This window comes from uncultured Microscilla sp. (genome assembly GCF_947493425.1).
Taxonomy (GTDB): Bacteria; Bacteroidota; Bacteroidia; order Cytophagales; family Microscillaceae; genus Microscilla.
Genome location: NZ_CANLRP010000037.1, coordinates 1 through 21,744 on the forward strand (window position 1 = coordinate 1; position 21,744 = coordinate 21,744).

Annotated in this window: 13 protein-coding genes; 8 read left to right on the forward strand and 5 right to left on the reverse strand. The window is 37.7% G+C overall.

The features are described from left to right. Positions 1 to 237 (forward strand): transposase (locus tag Q0954_RS12005; RefSeq protein ID WP_299457097.1); only part of this gene is annotated, 237 nt, incomplete at its 5' end. A gap of 194 nt (positions 238 to 431) precedes the next feature. On the opposite strand, the gene Q0954_RS12010 is transcribed toward Q0954_RS12005, so the two are convergent. From Q0954_RS12010 to Q0954_RS12020, 3 genes are all read right to left on the reverse strand, one after another. Next, positions 432 to 1,754: a response regulator gene (locus Q0954_RS12010; RefSeq protein WP_299457099.1), complete on the reverse strand. Its 1,323-nt coding sequence runs from the start codon at positions 1,752 to 1,754 to the stop codon at positions 432 to 434. Continuing rightward, entirely contained in the window at positions 1,751 to 2,149 is a 399-nt protein-coding gene (locus Q0954_RS12015; RefSeq protein ID WP_299457103.1) for a response regulator, read from the reverse strand. The genes Q0954_RS12010 and Q0954_RS12015 overlap by 4 nt, the downstream gene beginning before the upstream one ends. Positions 2,150 to 2,246: 97 nt before the next feature. Then, positions 2,247 to 4,580 (reverse strand): ATP-binding protein, encoded by a 2,334-nt coding sequence (locus Q0954_RS12020; RefSeq protein WP_299457106.1) that lies wholly within the window; start codon positions 4,578 to 4,580, stop codon positions 2,247 to 2,249. 291 nt (positions 4,581 to 4,871) lie between these two features. On the opposite strand from Q0954_RS12020, the gene Q0954_RS12025 reads away from it, so the two are divergent. Together Q0954_RS12025 and Q0954_RS12030 are read left to right on the forward strand one after the other, a co-directional pair. Continuing rightward, positions 4,872 to 5,189: a hypothetical protein gene (locus tag Q0954_RS12025; RefSeq protein WP_299457108.1), complete on the forward strand. Its 318-nt coding sequence runs from the start codon at positions 4,872 to 4,874 to the stop codon at positions 5,187 to 5,189. Positions 5,190 to 5,468: 279 nt separating this feature from the next. Then, the gene (locus Q0954_RS12030; protein WP_299457110.1) at positions 5,469 to 5,699 is read left to right on the forward strand and encodes a KTSC domain-containing protein; all 231 of its coding nucleotides are present in this window, start codon (positions 5,469 to 5,471) and stop codon (positions 5,697 to 5,699) included. A gap of 78 nt (positions 5,700 to 5,777) precedes the next feature. Here the strand turns inward: Q0954_RS12030 and Q0954_RS12035 are convergent, their stop codons facing one another. After that, complete coding sequence (locus Q0954_RS12035; RefSeq protein WP_299457113.1) at positions 5,778 to 10,403, reverse strand: PAS domain-containing protein; 4,626 nt, start codon at positions 10,401 to 10,403, stop codon at positions 5,778 to 5,780. A 424-nt stretch (positions 10,404 to 10,827) separates the two neighbouring features. Here Q0954_RS12035 and Q0954_RS12040 point away from each other — a divergent pair, with 424 nt between their 5' ends. The 4 genes from Q0954_RS12040 to Q0954_RS12055 all read left to right on the forward strand — a co-directional run bounded on the left by Q0954_RS12040 (position 10,828) and on the right by Q0954_RS12055 (position 17,880). Beyond that, a complete protein-coding gene (locus Q0954_RS12040; RefSeq protein WP_299457116.1) occupies positions 10,828 to 11,490 on the forward strand; it encodes a peroxiredoxin-like family protein in 663 nt (220 codons plus the stop codon). 198 nt (positions 11,491 to 11,688) lie between these two features. Then, on the forward strand, positions 11,689 to 13,398 hold the full coding sequence (locus Q0954_RS12045; protein WP_299457118.1) for a PAS domain S-box protein: 1,710 nt from the start codon (positions 11,689 to 11,691) through the stop codon (positions 13,396 to 13,398). An 82-nt stretch (positions 13,399 to 13,480) separates the two neighbouring features. Further along, entirely contained in the window at positions 13,481 to 15,547 is a 2,067-nt protein-coding gene (locus Q0954_RS12050) for a 7TM diverse intracellular signaling domain-containing protein (RefSeq protein WP_299457120.1), read from the forward strand. Positions 15,548 to 15,630: 83 nt separating this feature from the next. Next, a complete protein-coding gene (locus Q0954_RS12055; RefSeq protein ID WP_299457122.1) occupies positions 15,631 to 17,880 on the forward strand; it encodes a tetratricopeptide repeat protein in 2,250 nt (749 codons plus the stop codon). Between the two features lie 153 nt (positions 17,881 to 18,033). Here Q0954_RS12055 and Q0954_RS12060 read toward each other — a convergent pair whose 3' ends face one another. Continuing rightward, a complete protein-coding gene (locus Q0954_RS12060) occupies positions 18,034 to 20,556 on the reverse strand; it encodes a M14 metallopeptidase family protein (RefSeq protein WP_299457124.1) in 2,523 nt (840 codons plus the stop codon). Positions 20,557 to 20,783: 227 nt separating this feature from the next. Here Q0954_RS12060 and Q0954_RS12065 point away from each other — a divergent pair, with 227 nt between their 5' ends. Continuing rightward, on the forward strand, positions 20,784 to 21,728 hold the full coding sequence (locus tag Q0954_RS12065) for a lysophospholipid acyltransferase family protein (RefSeq protein WP_299457126.1): 945 nt from the start codon (positions 20,784 to 20,786) through the stop codon (positions 21,726 to 21,728). The last annotated feature ends 16 nt before the right edge of the window (positions 21,729 to 21,744 follow it).

Sequence of the window (21,744 nt, forward strand, 5' to 3'; positions counted from 1 at the left end):
AACAGTATTCGTAAACATTGGGGAGTAGAAACTAAACTACACTGGGTTTTGGATGTGGCATTTGGAGAAGATGATTCCAGAGTTAGAAAAAGTAATGCTCCTGAAAATTTGTCCATTCTTAGAAGGATTGCTCTTAATAAATTGAAAGCAGAAAGTTCAGTAAAAAAGGGCATCAAGGTAAAAAGGAAAAAAGCAGGTTGGGATGAAGAGTATCTAGTAAAAGTGTTAATGGCTTAAGAGCATAAGGCGGTTTTTTATACATAATGATAAGGTTACTACATTTTATGTATATGCTAGAAATCTGCTAATAAGTTTCTTGCGATTGCCATGAAGGATTTATAATATAGCATGGATATTATGTTGTTAATATACATTTCTTTGTAATATGTGCTAAACTTTTGCAAGGGGGGGGGTTAACGAAAAAGATTAATTTAAAGGTCAATTTGAAATCCTACTACCATTATATCATCTATTTGTTTGTGTGCTTCTCCATACTTCACAGGAAAACTAATCCAGTGATTAAGGGTGTCGTTTAGAATTTGTTCCTGATTTTCTACTGGATGATGATGAATAATGTAAAGTAATTCACGAAAATTATGTTTCATAAACTTTCTACCCTTTGGTCCCCCAAACTGGTCTTGAAAACCATCTGAGAATAGATAGCAAGTAGTGAAGGTTGATACATCTATAGTTTGTTTCGTAAAAGTTGTTTGGTCTAGGTAATTACCTCCAATGGCAAGTTTGTCACCTGTTATCTGCTTTAGATGACCATCTTGTACGTATATTAAAGGGTTTTTTGCGCCAGCAAAATCCATCGTTTTAGAATCAAGGTTGATGACACACAAAGCTATATCCATTCCATCTTTGACTGAACCATCTCCATGTTGAAGAACTTTGAGTACCCCTTGATGTAGTTGATTCAGTATTTCATCTGCCTGAGTAACTTTCTTTATAGTTACTATTTCTGTAAGCTGTTCTATGCCTATAAAGCTCATAAAAGCCCCTGGTACCCCATGCCCAGTACAATCAGCTGCTGCTATAATCAATTGATTTGTTTCTTTGTTATGTGAAAACCAATAGAAATCACCGCTGACAATATCACGAGGACGAAAAAAAATAAAGGGTTTAAGGTATTCCCTTTGTATCTCACTGATATTAGGTAATATGGCATTTTGGATACGTTGTGCATACCGGATGCTTGCTGTTATATTATTATTTTTTTTCTCTAATTCAGCTTTTTGGTGGACAATTTCTGTTGTCCTTTCTTCTACTTTTTGTTCTAAAGTGCTGTTGAGTTCTTTGAGTTGATCATTTTTTTCTACAAGCCTCTTGTTTTGCTCTTCGAGCAATTTATCTTGAAAAAAAGTGCGATTAGCTTCTGAAATAGTAAGAGATAAATCTTCTTTTTGCCATGGTTTTGTAATGTATCTATAGAGGCGAGCATTGTTAATGGCGTTGGTTACACCCTCCATACTAGCTTGTCCGGTAAGCATAATTTTAATGGTACGAGGAGACATTTCATGAATTTTACGTAGTAGTTCATCTCCCTTTACTTCAGGCATAATATAGTCTGAAATAACTACAGTAATCTCCCTTCCTTCGTCAATGAGTTCTTCTACAATCTCAAGGGCTTCATCGGCTCCTTGTGCTATCTCTATAACATAGTCATCCCCGAATTTTTCAGAAAGCTCGATTTCCAGGCTTTCCAAAACAATCTCTTCATCATCTACACATAATATTACAGGTTCTGTCATACTGCTGCTTGTAAACCACGTTTAATTGTACTTATCAAATCATTAGTTTCCCAAGGTTTGCCTAGGCAGGCAAATAAATTAGCTTCTTTCCTGCTACGTTCTACTGCTTCTTCATCGGCTTGTCCGGTAAGCATAATTTTTACTACATTAGGAAACCTTTCATGGATTTTTATAAGGAGATTATCTCCTTTTAATCCAGGCATGAGCCAATCTGAAACTACCAACAAAGTTTGGTAACCATCGTTTTCCAATTCGTCTAAAATCTCCATTGCATCATCTGCGTTTTCAGCAAACTCATACATGTAGTGATCGCCTAAATGTTCTTTGAGTTGCATTTCAAGACTATTGAGAATAATCTCATCATCATCTACACAAAGTATCACTTTATTATTCATATCTTCCTGTTTATTTACGCGTTGGCTTTTGTATTATTTTAAGCTGTTGAATATAGAAGGAATTCGTCTTAAATGCAATATTACTATTACGCTTGGTTTAGGTGGTAGTATCTGGTAGAGGTAGCCACACAGTAAAAGCAGTACCCACACCTGCCGTACTCTGTACTTGAATATCGCCATCATGTTTTTGCACAATTTTACGAACGATATCCAGTCCTAAGCCACTTCCTTCGCCAGCTGGTTTGGTAGTAAAGAAAGGATCAAATATTTTATCAATAATGTCTGCGGGTATACCACTGCCTGTATCGGCTATGATTACCTCCAAACGATTATTTTGATTATGTATACTCACTGTTAGATCACCCTTAAAATCCATTGCCTGTAGTGCGTTATGAATAAGATTTGTCCATACTTGATTCAATTCATCAGGGTAACACCAAATTTGCGGTATATTTTCGTGATAATCACGCTCAAGATGTATGCCCTGTTTTAGGTGATTATGATAAAGTGTAAGTACAGTTTCTATGCCTTGTTTTATGTCACTTTGTACTTTTACTTCCTGTGGGTTGCGATAAGCATAATTTTTTAGTGCAAATACGATCTTGTGTGCTTTTCGTATAGCCAGTTCTATATTACTTGTGCCTCTTAATATATTAGACAGTTTATTCGATGTGTGTAAGATAAGGTTGCTATGAGCATGTTTTAGCAAACTCAGGAAGTCTTCATAAGACTCTTCCGCTCTTAGGTTTACAAGAATATCTGCTGCCTTACGAGCATCAGGTACCTCATGGGTTTTCAGTTTTTCAATAAGTACTTTGCGTAGTTGTTTTTTTTCTTTGAGTGTAATTACATTCGTTTGGTTCATAGATGTATCTAACAAACCCATAAAGAGTGCTTGTTCTTGTGGGGTAAGCACTGTGAGCAAATCTGGAAGCTTTTGTAAGGTGTCTTTTAAAGCAGAAGCTACACTTTCGATAGAAGAGCGAATGGCTCCCAAGGGCGTATTTATTTCGTGAGCCACCCCTGCAATAAGTTGACCTAATGCAGCCATTTTTTCGGATTGAATCATTTGTGACTGAGTCGCCTTGAGTTCTTCGTGAGCATTTTCGAGCTCAATGTGGCTCTGTTGTTCTTTTTCCAATGCAATCTGTAACTCTTGTTGAGCAGTTTTTAACTCATTGTTGGTCGCTTTCATTTGTGCGGCTTGAGCACGTTCTATTTGCTCTGATTCTATCAATTGCTCATTTTTTATATGTAATAACTTGTTAGCCTTTTGTTTCTGAAATATACCTATAATGACTGCCACCACTAAACCCAAGGTAAGTATTAGACCACCAACCAGTAGATATATGAGCTCTTTTCTTAACTCATTTTCTTTCTGCTCTATTTTCAATAATCTATTTTCTTTACTTTTTAGATCAAGTTCTGTTTGTTTTTTCTCTATTTGATAATTGGTTTGTAATGCTTGAATTCGCCGAGCATTTTCTTCGTTTAGTAAACTTTGTGTAATGTCTATGTATTGTTTTTGGTACCTGTAGGCTTTGATAAAATCATTTTGATTAGCATAGGCTTCATTGAGTATTTTAGTACTATGTTGCATAATAGGGTGGGCAGGTATACTTGTAGCACCCTTTAAGCCTTTCTGAGCATATTCAATGGCTTTTGTATAGTTTTTTTGGTTAAGATATACTGCAGCAATGTCATTTTGCATGTCACTAATACCTCTCAAATTCTTATCCTTGATATTCATCTCCAGCGCTTGATTGAGGTAATCAAGTGCTTTTTCATACTTTGCCTGAAGGTTGTATACTACTCCAATCCGATTCAGGGCAACATCCAACGATTTTTTCTTTTTGGTAGACTCCCTTATTTGTTTTACTTTAAAAAATGCTTTCAGTGCTTCATCATACTTTTTTTGTTCTTGAAAAGTTTCTCCCATGCGTAAGTATCCATAAGCCTCTCCACTTTTATTCCCCAGTTTTACAAATACTTTAATGGCATTTTTCATGTTCTCCACAGCCTCGTCGTACCGTTTTTGAAATTTAAAAACCTCACCTATGTTGTTGTAGCTATAGCCAATTTGAATACCTTGCTGGTGTTTTTTTGCTATTTTGAGGGCACGATGATAATACTCAAATGCACTGGCATAATCACCAAGGTTACGGTATATAATTCCTAAAAAACTAAGTATTTCAGCGTGTTTAGTCTTGTACTGAAGTGCGTGTACAATATCCAAGCTGCGTTTGCCATATTGCAATGCTCTGTTTAAGTCTACATCCCTGAGTTTCCAGGTAAGTCTGTTCAGTACCTGAACCTTCAAGGTATCGTCAGACATAGCTGGTAAAATTCTTTCTAAACTGTCTATTTCAGGAGTTTGAGCATGTCCAATAATGGGGATAGATAGTACTAAAGCAATGAAAAAAGCTCTCATAAATTGATAATGACAAAGTTCGTAGAAATTGATTAAAGATCAGCCAAATGTTATACCAACATTGTGAGCAAAGAGGTAAAAGGTAGTCGTATAATACATCCTATAGTTGGGTTTTACAAGTATGCATAAGCCAATTCTTGAGGTGTTTTTCGTGATAAAGGAGTCTGTTTTTGCTGTTTATATTAACAAAATAAATAAATGTTAAATTTATTAGCGAATATTGTTTGTTCAATTCAATTTTAACTTTATTTTTGCTAATATTATTAACAATAAACCTAATTCTTTAGCATCATGAGTGAAATTAGAATTCCCTTACCCAATGGTACACAATTAACTTTTGTTCAAAAAGAAAAACCTGAAGAATTGCAACCAATCATTACAACACAACACCATGAACCTATAAACGACACCAATGAAACAAGAGAAACAAAAGATGAAATTCCTTTGATGGTTTCTTCAGTAGATGAACTTCAGGAAATTTCGTTGGCATTGATTTACTACAAAACCTATCTTAAAAATAAAGGACAACAAGACAGGGCAGAACAAATAGGGGCAATTGACCATAAGGTGTTTCAAACCTTGCAAAGTGTACAAGCTACCAGCCAATAAAACTTGTAAAGAAACCAAACCATAGGCCATATTTCAGAGTAATTACCAACTATGCAATTTTAACTCTACTTGTTATTCTGACAAGCAGAGGGTTATTCTCTTAAGCTAAATAATACAATCACAAATCGTGAGTGATTGAAGTAAAATCGCGGATAGTTTATTCGTGATTTTTTTTATAATAAACTGATTTTAAAGGTTTTAACTCTTTGTTTTGTTGAGTTTGAAAACAACTTTATCTGCTTAAATACGTTAAATAATATATACACTAAATATTAAAATATGACAAGGTTTAAGCGTGTTCACATTCATTCTTCTTTGATTACTTCAGTTGCTTACGATGCTTTTAGTAAGGTGCTTGAAATAGTTTTTTGCCGTGGAGGTATTTATGAGTATGCCAATGTAGATAAACAAGAATATCAAAACCTGTTGAACTCTAAGTCTGTAGGATTGTATTTTAACGGCAATATACGGAATAGGAAGGAAGAAAGATTTATCAAAGTGCGAGATTGACAGAATATACCAGAAACAACAAACGCGAGCATTGTCCAAATGGGTAATGCTCGTGTTTGTTTTAGCCCCATCCCTATACTAAATTCTTATGCCAATAACCAATACATCGTCAATTTGACGTTCGTTACCTTCCTTCATCCACTGGGCAAGTGTATCATCTAAAATCTGTTTTTGCTCCTCCATAGGCTTTTGGTGAATTTCCAACAGTAACTCCCGCAACCGTTTTTTCATAAACTTTTGTTTATTAGGACCTCCAAACTGATCCTGGTAACCATCAGAGTAGATATACAAGGTGGTAGGTTCGTTGGCATCTATAGTGTGTTTGTTGTATGTGCGTTCTGTGCCTCTTTCTCGCCCGCCAATACTAAACTTACTTCCTTTAATTTCGTGTACTTGCCCATTTTGAATATATACCAAGGGGTTTTTTGCTCCTGCAAACTCTACTGTGCGTTCATCTAAATCAATGGTACACAAGGCTATATCCATACCATCGCGACTATCAGCATTTTCTTGCTGTTTCAGTGACTTTTTTACTCCTTCATTTAGCTTCGTTAAAATTTGATCTGGGTCAGTAGTTTCATGCTGAATCACCACATTATTTAATATGTCATTGCCAATCAAACTCATAAATGCCCCTGGTACCCCATGCCCGGTACAATCTACCGCAGCAATTACAATCTTTTCGTTTCTAAAACCCTTCAGTACTTTTTCTATTCCTTGAAAACTGCTCACTTCCTCGTACAAAGGTTTGGCTTCAGTATGAGCAAACCAATAAAAGTCCCCACTTACAATGTCGCGTGGTTTGAACAAGATAAAGGAATCAGGCAAGGATTCTTCGATATGTTTTCGGTGAGGGAGCAGTGCATTCTGAATTCTTTTGGCGTAGCTTATACTTGCTCTTATATTTTGCTGCTGTTGAGTAATTTCTACGTTCTTTGATTGTAGCTTATCCTCAAAGATTTTACGGTCGGTAAAATCACGAGCAATAGAAAGCACCGCATATACTTGCCCAGTTGAATCAAACAAGGGGAGTTTCTGGGTATCAAAAAATCTAAGCTCGCCATGTATCATAATCCCTGGGTCATTGGTATTTTGAATAAAGTGCTCGTATTCAAATACTCGTCTATCATCTTCTCTAAAACCCTTAATTCCTTGTGCTTCATCGCCTTCAATCAAGTGCTTAGGAAATCCAAGGCTATAATCATCTTCGCCTAATACTTGTTTTTTGGTGCGGTTAAATGCACGGGCAAAACTACGGTTACACAAAATATATTGATAGTTACGGTCTTTTACTGAAATCCAATCTGGAGTAGCGTCTATTACTGCCTGGATAAGTTCCCTCGAACGTTTCGACTCTTCAAAGGCGGCCTTCATTTTAGCTTGTGATTTTTTCCGATCAGTAATATCCCTTTGGATAGTAGCAATACAAATAGGTTGTTGGGTATTTTCATCTATTACCGTGAAAATTTTAGAATCTATGTTAATGTCTTCATCACTAATGACACTTCGTTGAATAAACTCTCCTTTCCAGACACCTTGCTCAGCTACTTTTGGGAATATATTATTAAATATACTTACTTTTTTACCTTTGGCATTTTTCAATTCCAGGTCATCAATTTTTAAAGTACTCACATTGGCATCAGCGGCAATGCCCCATACTTTACGCGCTTGACGGTTCATATACAGTATTTTACCATCAAAACCTGCCATAGCAATCATATCGTCACTATTATCAATCATAGTAGCCAACTTTTGCTGCTCTATTTGAGCCTCCTTCAGGTTATGAAGGTTTTTTTGTAACAATTTCTCCTTATCTACCAGTTCCTGGGTTCTTTGTGCTACTTTGTCGTCTAGCGACTCATTCAAGCTATTAAGCTCTTCTATATTTTGTCTTAACTCCTCTTCTTGCGCCAGCAAACGTTGGTTTTTTTCCTGAATATCCTGAGTAGCTTCTTGTATTCTTTTTTCCAGTGATTCATTTAAGGTCTGAAGTTCTTCTGCATTTTGTCTAAGCTCCTCTTCTTGTTGAACAAGTTTGTTTTGGGCTTCTTTACGCTCAGTAATATCACTTTGAATCAATGTAAAACAAATCCACTCCTGGGTATTAGAATCTTTTACCGGAAACACAGTAGTCTCTACATTCAACATAGCGTTAGTGCCCAAGTGCTGTTGATGAAGCTCTCCTTTCCATACCCCTTCTTTAGCAACAATAGGTATCACATCCTCTATTAGGTCAAGAGTATCATCAGGTACCTTAAAGTCCATCAAAGTCAGATGGCTAATATCTGCGCCTTGTGCAACGCCTTTCATAGCTCTGGCGGCATTGTTCATATATATTACATTGCCTTCTATGCCAGTAAGTACAATAAAGTCATCAGAATTATTGAGCATCAACGACAACTTGTGTTGCTCTCGTTGGCTCACCTTAAGTTTGGCCAGGTTTTGCACCAGTATTCTTTCTTTTTCTTTCAGTTCTCTGGTACGTTCTTCTACCTTCTGGTCAAGCGACTCATTAATAGCATTGAGCTCTTCAAGGTTTTGTCTCAATTCTTCTTCTTGTGCCAGTAGTTGTTGATTTTTTTCCTGAATGTTTTTCGTGGCAGCTTCGACTTTTTCTTCCAGCGATTCATTCAAATTTTGAAGCTCTTCAGAGTTTTTGCGTAAAGCATCTTCCTTAGCAGATAACTGTTCATTTTGGATTTTTACCTCTTGTAATAGTTCTTGAGTAAGTATGTCGGCTTTCATGTTGTATACCGCCAAGCTGATACGTTCACTAATACGTCTCACAAAAGCTACTTCATTTTCAGTGATTTTTCTCAAATAACTTATTTCCAATACTCCTACCAACCTTTGGTTATTGAGTAAAGGCACCAACAGCAAGGTGGTTGGTTTGGCGTTAAATGTGGCCGATGTGATGATGTCATACTCTTCTTCTTTAGGAGTCAAGCGCATTACTTCTTTATCTTTGGCACAAGTACCTGCCAGCCCAGTACCCAGTGGTATTTTTGTGTGGTTGGTTACAAACTTTTCATTATGTCCTCGGTGTGCCAGTAGCTTTAAAAAGGTGGTGTGTTCATCAGCCTCAGCTACATACATTGCTGCCTGCGTTGCATCTACATATTGAGTCAAATGATTAAGAATATCCTCAGCCATTGCTTCAATGTTATGGTCGTTGCGCTGTAGTACAGGTAAAAACTCTATTACCCCGTTTGATAGCCACTGTCGAGCTTCCAGTGCGGTGTTAGATGTTTCTAGCTTTTGACGTTTCTCATCCAGCGATTCATTTTTTTCCTTGATATTTTGTGCCATCTGGTTAAATGAATGAGCCAGATCGCCAATCTCATCTTTGGAGGTTACTTGCACTTCGGTATCAAGTTTCCCTTGTTGAATATTTTTAGTGCCTTCTAATAATTGCTTGATCGGAGAAGACAGGTTTTTGGACAACAAAAGCGTAATTATCAAAATAATGATGAGTAATACCAATACACCTTGATATGCTTTTCGGGCAAAACTATCCATAGGCTGCATTACCTCTTTTTCGTCTATTTGGGTGACCAAAAACCACTCAAGGTCAGGGATTTTGAGGGGAGTGTAAGAAGTAAGTACCCTTTGGTTTCGGTAATCAGTAGCAATTTTAGCGTCTACTCTACCCAAGTAGGCGTCTTTCACTGCTTCAGTTTTTATTTCCTGAAAAAGAATAGAAGATTGAAATTGCTTCATCTTTTCAAGGTCACCTGCATTGAGCTTAAGCTTGGTCAATAATTTTAAAAATGCTTTAGGATCTTCTATCATTGCCCTGGCGTCATTACGCATTTTTGAGTCTCTGCCTACAATATAGCTTTCCCCCGTTTTGCCTAACCCCACTTCTGCCCATTTATGTTCATTGGTCATTGTGCGGTCAATTTCTTTAGTTGATAGTTCAAATACCAGAGTCCCTATGTTTCTTTTACCGTCAAACACTGGTGTACCTATAAACATTGCAGGAAACATAAAGGAAGGAGTGTATTGTTCAAAGTCATATATTTTAACAAAATCTGGTTCACGGGCTTGCTTAACTTCCTGAAACACCTTGGCTATATTACTTTGAGAGTAAGGACCTGTTTTGAGGCTAGTGGCAAAATCAATTTCTTTATCTACCGAATAGATAATATGACCAGTTTCGTTGTCAACCAACAGAATGTCATAGTATTTAAATTTCTTTAGAAAATTGCTAATGTCTTGGTTGTATTTGGTGTGAACAGCATGATAGGGGTGATCATTTTTTATACCAGCCATTTCGGCCATATAATACCTTTGAAAAAAAAGTGTGGTAGAATCTTGAGGAATGAGGCGGTTTAGTTCAAAATTGCTAAGATTGTTTCCTAACTTTTTAAATATTTTATCTTTATAATAGCTTTTTACCTTTGCTATGTCATTTTCATTCAAACGTGTTGGTACAGAAGCGTGAAAGGAATCTTTAAATTCACGCATTGCATTCACAATAGTGTGGTTTTTTGATAGGTACTGAATCTCATTGCGTACCAGTTGAAAATACTCTTCTATAGTTTGTTTTTTGTATTCGCGAATGGCGTTCAGTTGATCAAAGTTTTTTTTACGCAATAAATTGCCTGTAAACCAAAATCCCAGAAACATAAGAATGATCAGAGGCACTATGCCTACCAGCAAGAAGTTTAAAAGTAGCTTTATTCGTATGTTGATCTTCATTCTTTTTATATAAAATATTGCTTATAGCATTATTGGGTGGTAAACTTCTCCCAATACCAAAGCTTTTTGTCAAAGTTAAAATTATATCTGGTTGATTGTCAATAAGCTAATATCGCTTAACAAACTTGTTGAGGGGGGAGTGCACCAGTGCTACAATAAATACCAAAATTTGCACTACATCCAATACCCAATGTTCAGAAACTTTGCCAAAGAATGACAAATAGGCAAAGTTTCTTGATATAAAGTACAACTTATGGCACTTAATAAAACGTTTAAATGTTAATATGACAGATTGGTCTAGTTGAGCGCAAGTATACTGTTTTCAAGAATCATTTTTGTTGTGAGCCTGACTAACCATGTCATTGTTTATAGCGTTAGTTTATAAACTTGCACATCGTTTATGAACATCAATAAAGTATGAGTTATGACTTTACAAGAAGAATTAGACACTTTAAAAGCTAAAGCGCAGAGCGTTAATGGAGGAGAAATGGTATTAGGTCACCATGACTTTGTCCAAGATATTAACAATTCGGGCAGGCTAGAGCAAGTTCCCAAATTGGGCGATATTGCACCACCCTTTATGCTACCTGATGATAAAGGAAACATCGTAAGTAGTAATACATTGTTGGAAAAAGGACCTTTGATTATTTCGTTTTTTAGAGGCGATTGGTGTGTGTTCTGTAGCCTTGAACTAAGGGCTTTGCAAAGGTCGCTGGCAGAGTTTAAAAAACTAGGAGCAAGTTTGATAGGAATCTCTCCTCAAAGTGTATCATACTCACACATGGTAGCCGATAAAAGAAATGTACAATACAATGTGTTGTCAGACGAAGGAAATAAAATTGCTGATAGCTATGGATTGATGTTTTCTATGCCCAACCAAATGATCAATGCTTTTAGCGCTTTTGGTGTAGACCTTAAGGCAATTAATGGTAGCCAAAGTTCAGTAGATGTGCCCGTGCCGGCTACTTTTGTGCTCAATACAGAGGGGAGAGTTGTATACCGTTTTGTAGATGCTGATTATACCAAACGTGCCGAACCAGCAGCAATTATTGCAAGTTTGATGGAAATCAATGCTCAGGCAGCCTAAACCAGGTATGTTGCACTTGCTGATATGGCGGCAATTCTTAACATATCAAACGAGTTTTGGTAAGTAAGTTGTAGGTATTTGTCAAAAATATAGACAACTTAGGAGTGCTAAATCAATACTTGTAAGTGCGTCTTGGTTAAACTCATTCTAAAACTTGATTTAAATTTGCTGGCATATATTTAACTTAATGCATAACTAATGGCAGACCAACAACCTATTAGTCCCCAACAGGTTCAGTTACTCGAAGAACAAGTGCGTAAACTGGAGCAACGTCTCAAAGAAGCTGAAAAAATCAACCAGTGGATACTGATGGACAAAAGAGCACTTGAGGTGCGTTTTGACATATCAGAAAAACTTGCTCACATAGGTTATTGGGAAACCAATCTACAGAATCAAGAATTACATTGGTCAGACGGTTTTAGAGAGATTTTAGGTGCTGATAAACAGCTACAGCCTGATATGAAGCTTTACAAGCAAATGATGACCGACGAAGATGGGGATAAGTTAGGAGCAGCGATTCAAAAAGTATTTATCAACCGTGAAAATTACTCTTTTGAGCACAGTCTTTTGTTGGCAAACCAACAACTAAAGTTTGTAGAACTTACCCTAAAACTGGTGTTTGATGAACAAACCAGCCAACCAGCCAAATTACTAGGCATAGTACAAGACATTACTGCACGTAAAGAGTCACAAGCAAAACTTGAGCGTTTGTCGTTGGTAGCAGCCAAAACCTCCAATGCCGTATTTATTCTGGATAAAGACCTAAAGCTTGAGTGGATGAACGATGGGTATACCCGGATGACAGGCTATACTTATGACGATTTGCAAGGAAAGCATCTGCCAGAAGTGTTGGCTTTGTGTGAAGGTGACTTGAAAAATTATGATGAGTTTGTCGATAGTCTCTCCTCTAGTCAGTCGGTAAGCAAAGAACTTAAAATAAAAAACCGACAAGGGGAAGACTTGTGGATTTTAATGAATTTGACTCCCACCTATGACTATGCACTTAATCTAACAAACTATGTTGCCATTATTATTAATATTACCAAGCGCAAAGAAGCGGAGGAAATGTTGTTAGATGCCAACAATGAGCTCAAAGACAAAAATCAAAGTATTACCGAAAGCATCAACTACGCGCAAAGAATACAAGCTGCTATGTTGCCCAACCTTAATACCGTAAAGCAAGAGTTACCCGACTTGTTTGTGTTGTTTAAGCCCAGAGACATTGTAAGCGGAGACTTTTACTGGTTTGCTGCCCCCCACCAATACGACGAAAGTGGCAACAGTATACCTAAACATAAATTAATGATTGCAGCAGTTGACTGTACCGGGCATGGGGTGCCAGGAGCTTTTATGAGCATGATTGGGCATTCCTTATTAGATGAGATTGTAAATGTGCGAGGGATAATCAAACCCGACTACATATTGAAGGGTTTACACGAAGGGGTTCGTTATGCTTTGCGGCAACAAGATAGCCGCAACCGCGATGGAATGGATATGGCGTTGGTAGTGGTGTGTAAAAAGAAACAAATTATAGAATTTGCCGGGGCAAAAAACCCTCTATTGTATATTCAAGACAATCAGTTGTATCAACTCAAAGGAGATAAACTTGCCATTGGGGGTGAGCAACTCGAAGTAGAGCGAAAGTACACCCGCCATGTCATTGACATCTCAAAACCTACTACTTTTTATCTTTACTCTGATGGTTATCAGGATCAGTTTGGAGGACCAGAAGGAAAAAAGTTTATGCGACGAAACTTGCGTGAACTGTTGTTGCGTATACACCAAAAGCCTATGCCCGAACAACGTCAGGTATTGGATGACACTATTGAAAGTTGGTGTGCTCAAGCCAACGAAAAACAAGTAGATGACATTATGGTAGTAGGGGCACACTGGCCAGGTAAGCAATGATCTTCCTGAACAAGTATCTTATCAAACAGTGGCATTTTTCAGTAGTATTAGATATAAAATGTTTCAACCCATTATTTTTTCAATGCAGTACTTAAAATATTTGTGTTTTAGTTTGTACCTGCTGTTGGCTTATGATGCAAAAGCTCAAAAAGTCTTTTATATCGAAGGAGATAGTAGTCAATACAAACAACTGAATTCTTGTTTATATGTACTGTCGAAAAACACCGCTTCAATTGATTTTACACAAGTACAAAACCTCCCTGACACTCAATTCCAACTGTTTATATCTGCCCCAGAAAATATTAAAAAAGCGTTAAAAATTTGGGGGAAAATTAGAATTCAAAACAAGCAAAGCCGTGATTTTAATGGTATCCTTATACTGGGCAAACGTTATATTAACATAGCAGAGGTGTATCAACAAAATGATAAGGGAGAGGTGGAGCTCAAGAAAACAGGAGGGCATGTAAGAGGCAGCGAAAAAGACCTTAATATAAACCGTACCATACCCAAAGTAAGGTTGTACCTCAAGCCAGGGCAAGCCAAAACCCTATATATTCGCTTCCAAAATGTTAACCAAAAAAACTTGAGTATCGGGCTTGAAGCCCAAACTAAAGAATACTGGGACAGTTTTATCCAACGTCGTAACCTGGTACAAGGTATATTTCAGGGGGCAGTAGGGCTTATATTATTGTATAACCTGTTTTTATACGTGTTGAGTGGCAACAAGATATATGTCTACTATAGTGGTTATCTCTTTTGTACAGGAGCCTATTTTTTCAATTACGCTGGATTTTCTACCGAGTACCTGTTTCCGGAACATCCTCATTTGTTTTATGATGTTTACCTGTTTTCTACTGTGTTTCTACAGGTGTTTTATATTCAGTTTATCCGTGTTTTTTTAAACACGCAAAAAAATATTCCTTTTTGGGACAAGGTCATGTGTTGGTGGATGATAGGGCGAGTAGTTGAGTTCATAGTACTCGAAGTAGTGCTACATACCAGCGACAACTTTGCTTTTATTCACAATTTTCATCGTCAATACGCTTTGGTTGAATCTGCCTTCTTTTTAGTGTTGGTAATGGTATGGGCGACCACCAAAACCAAAATGGTGATTTACATCATTGCAGGCTTTTTTTGTTTATATATTGGGATGAGCATTAGCATTGTTAAAGGCTCCTATAACGGCAATTTGTATTTTCAAGCGGGTACTTTGCTCGAAATTTTATGTTTTTCTCTGGGGTTAGGCTACCGAATCCGTTTAAACGATAAAGAAAAACGCAGAGCACAAGAAGAGGTTATTCTGGTACAGGAAAACGCCAATAAACAACTCGAAAGCAAAGTGCAAGAACGGACTGAACAGCTAAAACAACTCAATGATACACTCAATAGCAAGAATGAAGATTTACACGCAAGCATGCGGTATGCACATAAGTTGCAAAAAGGAGTATTGCCTGATGGCAAAAGAGTTTCGCAGTTGTTCTCTCAACATTTTATACTCTATCGTCCTCGTGACATTGTAAGCGGAGACTTTTATTGGGTAGAAGAAGTAGAAGGAAAAATAATAGTAGTGATAGCAGATTGTACTGGACATGGTATTCCTGGTGCTATGATGAGCATGTTGGGTAGTACAGCCTTGTCAGATATTATTTTAAATAAAAAAATATTAAATGCAGACGTTGTTTTAAACAAATTGAGTCAGGTGGTGGAGGCGATTTTACGGGCAGATAAAAATGAGATCAGAGACGGGATGGACATCGGCATTTGTGTTATAAACTATGAAGGAAAACAAATGGAGTTTGCCGGGGCTCATCATCCTTTATATTATTTTCAAGATGGGCAACTAAATATAATAAAAGGTACTCAACTGTCTATTGGAGGCTATCAGGAGAATAAAACCTTTAAGAAAAATGTAATAGATATATCAAAAGAAACAATATTTTATATGTGTTCCGATGGGTACCAAGATCAGTTTGGTGGACCTAATGATAAAAAGTTTATGACTCGACAACTCAAATCTTTAATTACAGAAATACACCAAATGCCCTTGTTCCAACAAAAACAGATTTTGGATGATACACTTAATCAGTGGATTATTGAAGGAAATACTAAACAAACTGATGATATATTGGTGTGGGGAGCTAAAATATAAATTTGTGTAATTGTATGGATGTGATTTGAATGTGCAGTATTTTTGCTTGTCCATTCGACATGAGGGAAAAATTTAAAGCTTAAATGAAACACCTTTTTTTTATCATATCATTATGTCTTCTCGTTGCAGTAAAATCGTTTGCTCAACTCTCTATTGTTGATAGCTTAAAAACTGCCTTCTCAAATGCTTCTCATGATACTACAAAAACATTCATTGCCTTAAAGATAGCCAAGACTTATATTAAAACAGATCAGAAACAAGCACAAGAATATATTAATAAAGCCCGCGTATTGGCAGAGAATGCTGATTTTTTGGAAGGACAAATAAACACGCTTATTACTGAAGCCAAACTATTCTCGACACAAGGAAAAATACAAAAATCAGTCGAGATTATTAACAAAGGCTTTGACCTTATCAAACAGAAAAAAGGCACAGAAAGACAAGCCATGGTTTTGTACAATGTCTTGGGTGTGTATTATTATGCCATGTCAAACTATAAAAAGTCGTTAGAGAACCTGTTGGCTGGTTTGGCTATAGCCGAAAAATTGAAGGATGATGTATACATCGGAAAATTTTCATCTAACGTAGGTGTAATTTATGACGAGCAAGGAAACTATCCTAAAGCCCTGAAAAGCTACTTTAAGGGGCTAAAGGTGGCAGAAGCTCACCAACAGTACAAATCAAAAGTAGACGTGCTAACCAATATAAGCACGATATACTTTCAACAACAAAAACTGAAGCTGGCAATTGAAAATGCCCAAAAAGCCCTTCATTTACTCAAAACAAAAGTGAAAAACGAGGTAGGGGAGGTAATTTGTTTAGGTAATCTGGCGGAGTTTTATTTTTACGAAGGGAAGTACTCAAAAGCACTTGAGTATGCCCAAAAAAGTAAGGAAATAGCACAACGTATCACTGATAAAATGGGCTTAGTGACTGCTTATAAAGTAATAGGGCAGGTAAAAACCAAAAGAAAGCAGTACCGTGAGGCTTTGAGATACTATGGCATTGGGCGTGACATGAGTATTGAGATAAACGACAAGCAAGGCACCAGCAATATGGAGCGTGAAATAGCCCTTATTCACAGCGAAATGAAGGCGTATGAGACCGCCCTGGAGTATGCCAGAAAAAGCCTTAAGAGAGCCCAGGAAATAGGAGCTGCCAAGGAAATAAAAAAAGGATTGGAAGCGTTGTCAGAAATTTTTAAAGCCCAGGGAAACATAGACTCATCTTATTATTATTACAGAGCGTACGTAAAGCAAAAAGATAAGTTATTTGGGGATAAAAATGCCCGTGAGATAGCTACTATCAGGGCAGAGTTTGACCTGGAAAAGAAACAAGCCGAGATTAACTTGCTCACCAAAGACAATGCACTAAAAGAAGCCAAAAACCAACGAGCTCAAATTGTGCGTAATCTTTTTATTGGAGGGTTTATAGTAATTCTTATCATTGCATTTATAATGTACCGAAACATTTTGCAAAAGCAACGGAACAATCAATTGTTGCAAAATAAGAATGAGGAAATTAATCGTAAAAATATTCAAATCAATGCCCAAAATGAAGCTATTACTTCCAGCATAAACTACGCCCAACGTATTCAAAAAGCCATTTTGCCACTGGACGAACAAATAGCTAAATTAGCCGATGAATATTTTATTTATAACAAACCACGAGATATTGTAAGTGGAGATTTTTATTGGGTAGTTGAGTATCAAAACAAGTTTTTTTTCAGTGTGATTGATTGTACAGGTCACGGGGTACCAGGGGCATTTATGAGCATGTTGGGTAATACTTCACTTACCAATATTGTACTACAACAAGGCATTACCAAACCCCATGAAATACTCAATCAGTTGAGCAAAGAAATAGATTTTATATTGCAGCAACACGTAACCCAAAACTCTGATAGCATGGACATGGCTTTGTGTATGGTAGACTTTGACAAGGGTATACTTGAGTATGCAGGAGCCAATAACCCTATGTTGTGTATCCAAAATGGAGAAATGAATTTGGTCAAGGCCGACCGCATGCCCATTGGCAAAGAACAGATAGATATGGCTCGTAGTTATACCCTGCATACCATAGATATAAGCGTGCCTACTGTAGTATATCTGTTTTCTGATGGCTATCAGGATCAGTTTGGAGGGAAAGATGGCAAAAAGTTTAGAAGCAGACGTTTACGTCAATTGATTATGGATATCCATCGTTATCCTTTGACAAAGCAAAGAGCATTGTTAGATGAGAGCCTGACTACCTGGATGGAAGATGGTGATAAGGTACAGGTAGACGATATATTGATTATGGGAGTAAAGTTTAATGGAAAATCTCAGATATAACAATTGTCTGATGTTCTGGCTTTGCAAAGCATATCACTTAGCCTGAAAAGATCGTGTCTACTTTTCCGTGTTGATTAAAGTTTTTCAATAAAAAAGGGTTCTAGCACTTCAGGCTGGAACCCTTTTTTATTGAGTGGTCTATAAGTAGAAATCTTAGTTGCCTACAAAAAACAAGGCGTTGCCAAATAGTAACTTGCCTCCATACCAAAAACCGCGAAAAATAGGGGAATCTGCCATATAGACGAGCTTGCCTTTACCATACGACTCTACCCCAAGCGATAATGTTTGGTTGATGCGTTCTTTAAGGTGAGTACCTACAAAACCACTGACGTGACTATTACTTCCATAACGCCCTACGTTCCAGCCGCCTCTGGGTAAATAAGGAAGCAAACTGTTATTGCGCTTAATCAAAAATGTAAATTTATCTTCGCCATAAGCCAACGGGTGAGTATTGTCCAGGCTTACCTTATAAATAGCCCCTGCAACCCTGTTCATCAACCTTTGACGACTTTGTCCATAGAATCGGGTAATATGCTGACGTTTTCTTTTTTTAGAACTACGCTTTCTGAAAGATCCCTTACTTAACAACAGGTGTTTGTCTCGCCTAAACTCCCTAAGCGCATGTTCCATCGCAATTACTTTACCACCCTGTTGCACAAAGTTGGTAAACCTTTGGTCTATTTCTTCATAATTGCCAGAAGGTAATATTAAAACATCAAACTTATATAAATCGGTTTCAGATAAATGTTTGGTATTGATCACTGTCACTGGATATTGTATGTCTTTTTCAAGAAAGTGCCATATTTCGCCAAAAGCAGTATTGTAAATATGTTCGCCAGCAAGTAAAGCAATGTTAGGCTTTTTTATGCGTCGATAAGCACTTGTGCCCAAGTCTTGCCCTTTTTCTACAATGGCTGTATTTACTGGAGTCAACTGTACCTGAAATTCTACAGCTGCTTGGTTCAATATGTAAGTAAGGTTTTTATTACGTTTGTTATCGGCAGACAAAATGACCAGGGTGCCCCGGTTAAACCTTTGTCGGGCAATGGTAAATGGTTCACGGCTAAACCTTACCTGAATATTTTGCTTGAGCAATGTAGATAAAAACTTGACTTGATTAAACCCTTCCCAGTTGCTGATATATGCATAAGGTAAAGCATCACCCTCAGGGCTTGCAGCACGGTATGTACTGGCTGCTTCTGTAGTCTTTTTACCCTCTATTTTTGCCGTGGTAGCATACGCTTCTACATTATATATATAAGGTACAGACCAAGCAGTGAGGTCATAGGTAAGCGAATCCTCCAAAAAAGTTTCAGGTTCAAATAGTACTTTGACTAACACAGCTTTAGGTTGGTAGGAGCTTATGATGACATCGTCTTTTTCTACTTTAAAACCTTGATTTGCTTTTTTATTGCGGTAATCAAAACCTGTGTACTTTTTATTACTTTCTTCGGCTACCTGATACCTTATTTGCTGTTTGTCGAGCAACTGAAGTAAGGCGTTTACTTTTGCTTTTTGTTGCTGATTTTTAACTACATAAGTTTTATATTTTCCTGGTGGATTTTTTACTGCTTCTTTAAAATAGTTCTTGAACTTTTCTAAAATTTTGTCTTTGTGTTTATAGGCGATTTCAATAGTCGATAAGCTTGTAGTTACATGGCGGGTAAAACGCTTGCTAAGGGTGAGCGTGTCGCCAGTGTTCTGGGTAACTGCTACCCCAGCACGCCCTGAGCCAGCCTGTTCATAAGTAAATCCCATGGCACCATTAAACATAGGCCAGGTATCGCCATAGCTGGGGTACAACAAATCATACACTTGTTGAGTAAAATACAACCATTTTTTTTGATTAAAATACTTGGCATGATTGGCACCTATGTACTCTTGAAACTTTCTTTGCCAAGGGGTAATATTTTGATGATAGGGCTTGGCTGCTGGAGCAAAAAAGTAGGAATTGTTATGGTTCATTTCGTGAAAATCGACATGAATATGCGGCATCCATTGTTGGTATAGTTTTACCCTTTGCTGAGACTCTATCTGGGTTTGCCACGCCCAGTCGCGGTTTAGGTCAAACATGTAGTGGTTAAAACGCCCTCTTGCCCAACCTTGGTGGTGTTCCCAGCCATTGAGCGATGGGTTAGGGATACGACTACCTACTTGGTTAAACCAATTGACATAACGTTCTCGCCCATCAGGGTTTTCACAAGGGTCGATCATTATGATCAAGTTATCTAGCCAGGCTTTTATATTAGAATCGTTGGAAGTAGCCAAGGTATGCAAAGTAATGAGTGCCGCCTCAGTACAAGATGCTTCATCTCCGTGTACGTTGTAACTCAACCACACAAAGGGTAGGTGTTTGCCTTGCACAGTGCCTGATTTGAGCCCGGCAGCAATCAGGTTATTTGCTTGAATTTGCCGCCGCTTACGAAGGTTTTCGGGCGAAGAAATAACCGCGACTACCAAAGGGCGTCCTTCATTGGTTTTGCCATATTCTATGTAGTTAACTCTGGGGGAGTAGGTCGCCAAGTGTTGAACATAGTCTACTACTCGATGATGAAAAGTAAAACGTTGCCCCATTTGATAACCCAAGAATTTAGAAGGGGATTGGGTAGAGTTTTGAGCCAATGCCATGTTTACAGAGAACAAGCCCACTACCCACACTATAAATAGTTTGCGCATATAGTCTTTTTTATAGCAAAGATAGTATAATTTTGATTTCTTTAGCCTGAATCTTTATTTTCTTCTACAGCATACAGGTAGAAAATCAAGCATATATGTAAGACGATGATATTGATCGCAAAGGTTCGCTTGAGTAGAACGCTTCCTTTGTTGTAGGTAGATTTTGGGGTATAAAAGGAAAGTTGTAGTTTTGATCACCCTTTTATGTTTAGTAACCACGATACCCAATGAATGAGCATCAAGACCAAGAAGGCAACGAATCAAAAAAAATAGAGCAAAGTAAACGAGTTCCTTTAATACCTAGTGCAGCCAATATACCCACTAACAACGAAGAGAACACACCAACGAACGATTTTTCAAGCTTTCAACCACCATCCAAAGAGTTTGTTGCAAATATTTCGGCGCCGTTCTATAGTTACTTCACCCCCAGGTTTTTGGGTTTGGATAATATAGATAATAGCCGCCCTTATTTTTTTGTAGGCTACCATACTCTACTTAGCATTACCGATATTTTTTACGTAACTGAGCTACTGCTCAAAAGAGACATCATGTTGCGCCCACTTGCCGATTCCTTTCACTTTAAAGTACCAGGTTGGCACCAGTTTTGGGAAAAAATGGGAATGGTCAAAGCTTCACGTGAAAACTGCTCAGCATTGATGACTGCTGGAGAAAACGTATTGGTGTTTCCAGGAGGAGCCAGAGAAGCTTTCAAACGCAAAAATGAGCAATACAAAGTAAACTGGCAAAACCGCAGTGGCTTTGCTTACATGGCTATAGAGCATAATTATCCCATTATTCCACTAGCGTCAGTAGGTCTGGAAGATGCCATGGATATTCTTTACGACGCTGATGACATGATGAATACTTGGTTGGGGCGTTTTCTTAGATATACAGGAATTGCCAAATACATTCGTGACGGTGAAGAGCTTCCTCCTATAGTAAAAGGTTTAGGCTGGACTTTATTGCCTCGCCCCGAACGCCTCTACCTGTCATTTGGCGAACCTATAGATGTGAGCGAATTTGCCGGAAAGGCAGACGATAAAGCGGCTCAAATGGCAGTACGCGAAAAAGTAGAACGCTCAGTAAAAAAGCAAATAGACACCTTGCTAAAGTACCGCGCCAATGACGTGGAGAACATGGGTTGGTTGCGTCGTTGGTTTCTTAAAAATTAGGAGAGCAGAGCACCCC